This is a genomic window from Ruegeria sp. BHSA123 (assembly GCF_059613425.1).
In genome coordinates, this window is the sequence record NZ_JBXWSL010000105.1 from 1 (window position 1) to 6295 (window position 6295).

The 6295-nt window shown below is 53.5% G+C and carries 7 protein-coding genes and 2 pseudogenes; 6 read left to right on the top strand and 3 right to left on the bottom strand.

Going from position 1 to position 6295, the window contains the following annotated elements; translation table 11 throughout:
• Positions 1-91 precede the first annotated feature (91 nt).
• The 4 genes and pseudogenes from AC2FNC_RS19615 (at position 92) to AC2FNC_RS19630 (ending at position 2319) form a co-directional block, all read left to right on the top strand.
• Positions 92-925, top strand: coding sequence for an ABC transporter ATP-binding protein (locus AC2FNC_RS19615; RefSeq protein WP_496716387.1), 834 nt, complete (start codon positions 92-94; stop codon positions 923-925).
• A 78-nt stretch (positions 926-1003) separates the two neighbouring features.
• Positions 1004-1519: a hypothetical protein gene (locus AC2FNC_RS19620; protein ID WP_496716383.1), complete on the top strand. Its 516-nt coding sequence runs from the start codon at positions 1004-1006 to the stop codon at positions 1517-1519.
• 152 nt (positions 1520-1671) lie between these two features.
• Positions 1672-1806: pseudogene (locus AC2FNC_RS19625) on the top strand (IS5/IS1182 family transposase); the annotation flags it as partial.
• Between the two features lie 60 nt (positions 1807-1866).
• A complete protein-coding gene (locus AC2FNC_RS19630) occupies positions 1867-2319 on the top strand; it encodes an IS6 family transposase (protein ID WP_496716389.1) in 453 nt (150 codons plus the stop codon).
• A 166-nt stretch (positions 2320-2485) separates the two neighbouring features.
• Here AC2FNC_RS19630 and AC2FNC_RS19635 read toward each other — a convergent pair whose 3' ends face one another.
• Both AC2FNC_RS19635 and AC2FNC_RS19640 read right to left on the bottom strand, forming a co-directional pair.
• Complete coding sequence (locus AC2FNC_RS19635) at positions 2486-2668, bottom strand: hypothetical protein (RefSeq protein WP_496716385.1); 183 nt, start codon at positions 2666-2668, stop codon at positions 2486-2488.
• 465 nt (positions 2669-3133) lie between these two features.
• On the bottom strand, positions 3134-4024 hold the full coding sequence (locus AC2FNC_RS19640) for an AraC family transcriptional regulator (protein ID WP_496716386.1): 891 nt from the start codon (positions 4022-4024) through the stop codon (positions 3134-3136).
• Positions 4025-4185: 161 nt separating this feature from the next.
• Here AC2FNC_RS19640 and AC2FNC_RS19645 point away from each other — a divergent pair, with 161 nt between their 5' ends.
• Together AC2FNC_RS19645 and AC2FNC_RS19650 are read left to right on the top strand one after the other, a co-directional pair.
• Entirely contained in the window at positions 4186-4998 is an 813-nt protein-coding gene (locus AC2FNC_RS19645) for an SDR family oxidoreductase (RefSeq protein WP_480555894.1), read from the top strand.
• Between the two features lie 38 nt (positions 4999-5036).
• The gene (locus AC2FNC_RS19650) at positions 5037-5906 is read left to right on the top strand and encodes an SDR family NAD(P)-dependent oxidoreductase (RefSeq protein ID WP_480555893.1); all 870 of its coding nucleotides are present in this window, start codon (positions 5037-5039) and stop codon (positions 5904-5906) included.
• Between the two features lie 64 nt (positions 5907-5970).
• Here AC2FNC_RS19650 and AC2FNC_RS19655 read toward each other — a convergent pair.
• A pseudogene (locus AC2FNC_RS19655) lies at positions 5971-6295 on the bottom strand (IS5 family transposase); the annotation flags it as partial.

The window sequence follows — 6295 nt, forward strand, 5'->3', positions numbered from 1 at the left end:
GCGACGCTTGCTTCACCGCAAATCCGCCGCATAATCAACCCAACCAGATGAGCCAAATCCTCTCTTAGTTCAGGCGGCAATCTGTCCCAATATCCCTGACGACGGACAAGTAAACGACCTCCCTCCCAAAGATCGCGGTTTAGCAATGGTGTTCCAAAACTATGCGCTGTATCCGCATATGACGGTCTTCGAAAACCTTGCCTTTGCGCTTAAAGTTCAAGGCTTACCAAAAGCCGAGATTCAACGTCGGGTCGCAAAGGTTTCCGAGATTGTGCAACTTGGTGAGTATCTCGAAAGGAAGCCTGCTCAACTATCAGGTGGCCAACGGCAACGTGTTGCAATGGCCCGCGCTATGGTGCGCGACACAGGTTTGTTCCTGTTTGACGAACCTCTTTCAAATCTGGATGCTAAGCTTCGCGGCCAGATGCGCGTGGAGATCCGGAAACTGCATGACGAGTTGGGTGCAACGTCTATTTACGTGACCCATGATCAAACAGAAGCCATGACTCTCGCAGATCGCATTGTGGTGTTGGATAAAGGAAACGTCGAACAAGTCGGCACTCCACATGAATTGTATGAGAATCCCAAAACCCGCTTTGTGGCCGGATTTCTTGGTTCGCCTTCCATGAACTTCGTGAACAAGGGCCTCAACGACCTCAAAAAGGAAGAATCTTATGGAATTCGACCAGAGAACATCAAATTGGCCGCAAAGAAGGAAGATGATTTACGCCTCAACGCCAGACTTGACTTGATTGAGTATCTCGGCTCCTGTGCATTGTGTTACTGTAACTTCTCAGGTCAAACCATAATTGCTCAGCTGCAGCCTCACGAAGTATCCACCCTCCAATCCGGACAAGATATTGATTTATTTGTAGAACGAAACGCTGCAATTAAATTTAATGGGAATACTCGTTTAGCTCTTTAGGCTGACGCAATTCGATCAACATCCAACTCTGGTTACAGTATTTTGTCGCGGCCGAGAAAATATCGAGAAGGAAATGATTTGGGATATTCGATCTGGTTGGAATTTAATGAACAATGCAAAAAGCGGTTGCAAGACAAGATCAAGGATTTTTCTGGAAAATACTGCTGCCCAATTTTTCAACCGCATCTTACCTTGCTTGGCGACATTGAACTTGAACTCAATGAAGTTAGAGAATTGGCGAGTGCATTCAGAAATTGTTCGAGTTCGCCGACTGTCGATGTTTGCGACGTCGGGTTTTCAGAATACTATTTCATGGCGTTGTATCTGTCGGTTTCAATCCCAGATGATCTCGAATCTAAACGAAGAATTTCGGCCAATCGTGTGAACCCCAGTTCCTACAAATTGGATGCCCCACATGTTAGTTTGGCATACGGAAACTTAAACCAAAGTCAGTTGCTCGCAGAACGTGACGCGTTAGAAATTGAGTTTCTTGGGGAAGAGTTGTCCCTCGGCGGGATCAGCATCGTACACTCTTCAAAAACGGTGCCAGTCGAACAATGGCGTTCGATTGAGACAATTGCTCTGTCTCATTAGTTCATTTCCATTTCGGATTGCCAGGGTCATCTGCACCTGAGTCAGTACGGCTTTGTTGCAAACTTTTGGCTAGGAGGTCTTCGTGTTAGGGTCAGGACCCATTGATTTCCGCTTTTCGGCGTGATTCACGGTTCGAAAACTGAGCGGTGAACATGTCTGATCTCTTCTGGCTGACGGATGCGCAGATGGCGCGTCTGGAGCTCTTCTTCCCGAAGTCCAACGGCAAGCCGCGCGTCGATGAAAGGCGTGTGTTGAGCGGTATTACCTTCATTAATCGCAATGGCATTGCCAAGTTGTTCGGCGAGATTGTGGAGGCTAGATGTTGCGGGAAGATTGCTGCGTCCTCAATGCCGCGCCCGAAAGGCTTTCGTTACCCTCGCGAGATCATCGCTTATGCCGTGTGGGCGTATCACCGGTTTGCACTGAGCACTGCGGATATGGAAGATATTCTTGCCGAGAACGGCGTTCTGGTCAGCCGTAAGACCGTCCGGCTGTGGGTCTATCGGTTTGGCGGGCATTTCACCGCTTGCATCCGGCGCGATCGGCCGCGTCCGAACGACAAATGGCATCTGGACGAGGTCGTGATCCCGATCAACGGCGTGAAACACTGGCTTTGGCGCGCCGTAGACGCCAATGGAGACGCGCTCGACATCCCTGTTCAAACGCGCCGAAATGCCAACAACCAGATCAACACCATCTTTCGCCCCCGCCGCTATCAACTTTCCGCCGTCTCGTATCGTCACGCGAGGGCCGACGCAATCGACCTTTGCAACGGCTATGCGGCCGAAATGACCACGTGACAGGCCGAAGCCTCACCCCTCTCATTCACACAAACAACTTGGCAATCCCTGGCGAAGTTCAGTTAGAGCATCGACAACTCGGCCAGCGCCGGAAGATGCGATTGCAGATAGATGGCGGTGCGACAAGGATCAACGCTCACGGCTAAATAATCCGGCCCGACCTCCATCACGCTGCGCCGCGCCTTCTGCGGTCATGGGTGTTGTCGGTCAGGGCTTGGGTATCCGCCAACAGCAGAAACTGTTCATGGCTGTCCTTATAGCGTAGCCAGCTTGCAAGCGAACCAGCATAATGCCGGATGTGAAGCGGCCCCATAGTGCGGTCACCTGTCAAAATGGTTGGTCTATTCATTTGCGTCTTCTCATGAAACGGGAAGCGGCGCATCGGGAAGCTCGGAAAACAAAAAAGGCCGCCCATGCGGCGGCCTCGGAATACACTTGGTCATCCGGCAACCCTGTCAGGAAACCAGCCACCAAGTCATTGCGATGATCGTAGTGTTTTCCAGGGAACACTGACTATCGTCTGCGAAAGGGCTCAAGGCTGGACTCGGGTGCGGCGCAGCACGTTCGCGATCGGGGTCGCTATACGAGGCAGGGACGACCCACAAGAGACCTTCGGCACCCCGCTGGTATTCTGCGGTCGCTAGCCCGCATTCCGGTCATTCGCCGCAAGTACAAATTTTATCGCTGCTCGAACTCATACTCCGCGGACAAGCACGCATTCGCTGCTGATGCGAATGGCGGCTTTGGGAAAAAACGGGCCGAAAGGTATTTGTTCGCTACAGGGTTGTGACGTTTGAGATTGTTTCTTATTGCCTTATTGGACAGCTTTAGAAGTTCGATCCTGTCTTGGTGAGCATCCGAATTTGCGGACATATTCTCTCGAGAACTGAGCCGAGCTTTGGTATCCTACCCCGTAGGCAACCTCAGAGACCTTTGCGCCGGTGGTTTGAAGTTCATTACGGGCATGAAGCAAACGCAGATCTTTCTGGTATTGCAGCGGCGAGGTTCCCGTGACTGCTTTGAACTGTTCGAAGAAGGCCGAACTGCTCATCCCCAAACGAGCGGCAAGCTCTCTCACGGTAAGGGGTTTGCCCAGATCTGATCGGATCTCGTTCGTCGCCGCAAAAATCCGGCTAGCCGTGTTCTCGTGCCACACCAGTTTTCGAAGCGTGCCACCATGTTGCCCGATCAGCAGGCGGGCGTGGATTTCCCGCGCCGTGATCGGCGCCAGCAAGTGTCGTTCCTCTTCGGTTTCGCACTGGCGAAAATATCGCAACAAGGCGTCTCGCATGTCATCACCAGTGGGTGCGAGGCAAATCGAAAACGGATCCGACACACGGTGGGTGGTTGACTGCGGCAAGGCCGGAGCTAAGGCGCGAAGGTGATCCAGATCAAGGGGGAATACGAGCGCGACATAGGGAAGATCGGGCGTGGCCTCGGTGATCCTTGAAACAACGGGCAGCGCGTTGCTGACGATCAGCGACTGCCCGGCCCGCACGGTAAGCGTTCTGGAGCTGGTCCCAACCTCCTTTACACCTTGCAGGACCGCGCACAACAGCGGGCGGTAGACATTTGCGTCATGTTGGGTGATCGCCGGATGGGTGAGAAATACCGTCCCACCGTCCTTATGTGTCAACACACCGTGCGTGACGCCTGAGTGATCAAGTTGAGCGAGAACATAGTCCAATAACGCCCGAGGTCCCATGAATGCCTCCTGTGGGTCGACCCATCTTTACCACGGGAGCAATGCAAACACTTACCCAAAACTTCAGATTGTGGAGGATTGTGCAAGAAAACTGGAGAATATTGAAAGATTCATCCTGCCTTGGTGATTATCGTGACTATAGGAAGTGAGGGATTTGAGATATGAAAACGATTCTTATCACCGGGGCCTCGTCGGGAATTGGCGCAGCGACGGCCCGGCATTTCCAAGCAAACGGTTGGAATGTCATCGCCACGATGCGCAACCCCACGGATGGCCCCGAGCTCGGCGCGTTAGAAAACGTACATCTGGCCCAACTGGATGTGACGGATTCGGGTTCAATTACAACGGCCGTAGGCGAAGGCATCGAACGGTTCGGGCAGATAGATGTTTTGCTGAACAATGCGGGCTATGGCGCCTACGGTGCGTTAGAGGCCTTTTCGATGGATCGCATTCGGCGTCAGTTTGATACCAACGTGATTGGGTTGATGGAAGTGACCAAGGCTATTCTGCCCCATTTCCGTCAGAACCAGTCGGGCACGGTTATCAATATCTCGTCCATTGGTGGGCAGATCACATTTCCACTTGGCGCGCTTTATCACGGCACAAAGTTTGCAGTTGAGGGGCTTTCGGAGTCACTACACTACGAGCTGGAGCCCCTTGGCATTCGGGTCCGAATTGTCCAACCGGGCATGATAAGAACCAACTTTGGAGGCAGTTCTTTCGATTTCGCCATGGATGAGAAGCTGCCGGACTACGCGCCAATGGCTGAAGCCATGGGGCGCCTGTTTGGCAAGCTGGCCGCGAACCCTTCTGCGCCTGAAACTGTCGCAAAGGTCATTTGGGATGCGGCCAACGAGACCGGAAACCGCCTGCGCTTTCGCGCAGGGCCTGATGCTGAAGAGCTGCTCGTTGCGCGTAAGCAACAAGATGACGAGACGTTCATCGGTGGTCTCAAGGAAAAGATGGCACCCTGAAGGGCCACTCAGTCGTTCACAGAAAGAGCTGATGATCCATGTACAGCGAAGCAATTGAAAAAGGCGGCTTGGCCGTTGTAACCGGGGCGGCAAACGGCGTGGGCAAAGCCGCAGCCCAACGCTTTGTACAAGACGGTCTGGGGGTTGTGCTGGTCGACCTGGCGGGTGAGGCATTAGACAGAGCCGAGGCGGAATTGCGCGATCTGGCCGGCTCGTCCGCAACTGTTCAGGCAATTCCGACTGATGTCACCGACACCACCGCCGTGAATGCCTTGGCGGATCAAGCTTTTGCGCTCGGCGAGATAGCTGTCCTAATGAACAATGCCGGTATCGCGCTGCCGACCAACAGTTGGGAAAACGCGGAGAATTGGCGCAAAGTGCTAGAGGTCAATCTTTTTGGGGTCATGAATGGCGTGCATGCTTTCCTGCCGCGCATGTTCAAAGCGGCGCGCCCCGCTGTGGTAATCAACACGGGGTCAAAACAGGGCATCACCACACCACCCGGAAACCCCGCCTACAATACCAGCAAAGCCGCCGTGAAGGTCATGACTGAAATGCTGGCGCACGAATTGCGACAGGCCGAGACGGAAATTACCACTCACCTTTTCGTACCGGGGTTCACCTATACCGGCATGATTCAGAAATTCATGCCGGAAAAACCTGCTGCCGCCTGGACAAGCGAAGAGACAATCGACTACCTGCTGAAGCGCATGTCGGCCGGAGATTTCTACATTCTCTGCCCGGACAACGATGTGTCCGAAGAGCGCGACAGCAAACGCGTTGAATGGGCTGCCGGTGACATAATCAACAATCGCCCGGCTCTTTCACGCTGGCATCCCGACTATGCTGATGCCTTTGCGGCGCACGAGGCCTCGGAAAAGTCGCACAAAACGAAAGGTCGTGGATAGAGCAAGTGAAACTGTTACCCAAGCAACAAAGCTCACACCTCGTCTATAAACCTAGGGTCAGGATTCATAACCAGTAGATGACGACGGCTGCGAGCGCGATGGCCGAGAGGAAGACCTTGGGACACCTGTCGTAGCGGGTTGCCACGCGTCTCCAGTCTTTGAGCCTGCCGAACATGATCTCAATGCGGTTGCGCCGTTTGTATCGGCGCTTGTCGTATTTCACGGTCTTCTTGCGCTGTTTTCGTCCAGGGATGCAGGCGCGTATCCCTTTGTCTTTAAACGCATCTCTGAACCAGTCGGCGTCGTAGCCTCGGTCTCCGAGCAGCTATTCGACCTTTGGCAAACCGCCCAGCAATGCCCGTGCGCCGATATAGTCACTGACCTGTCCG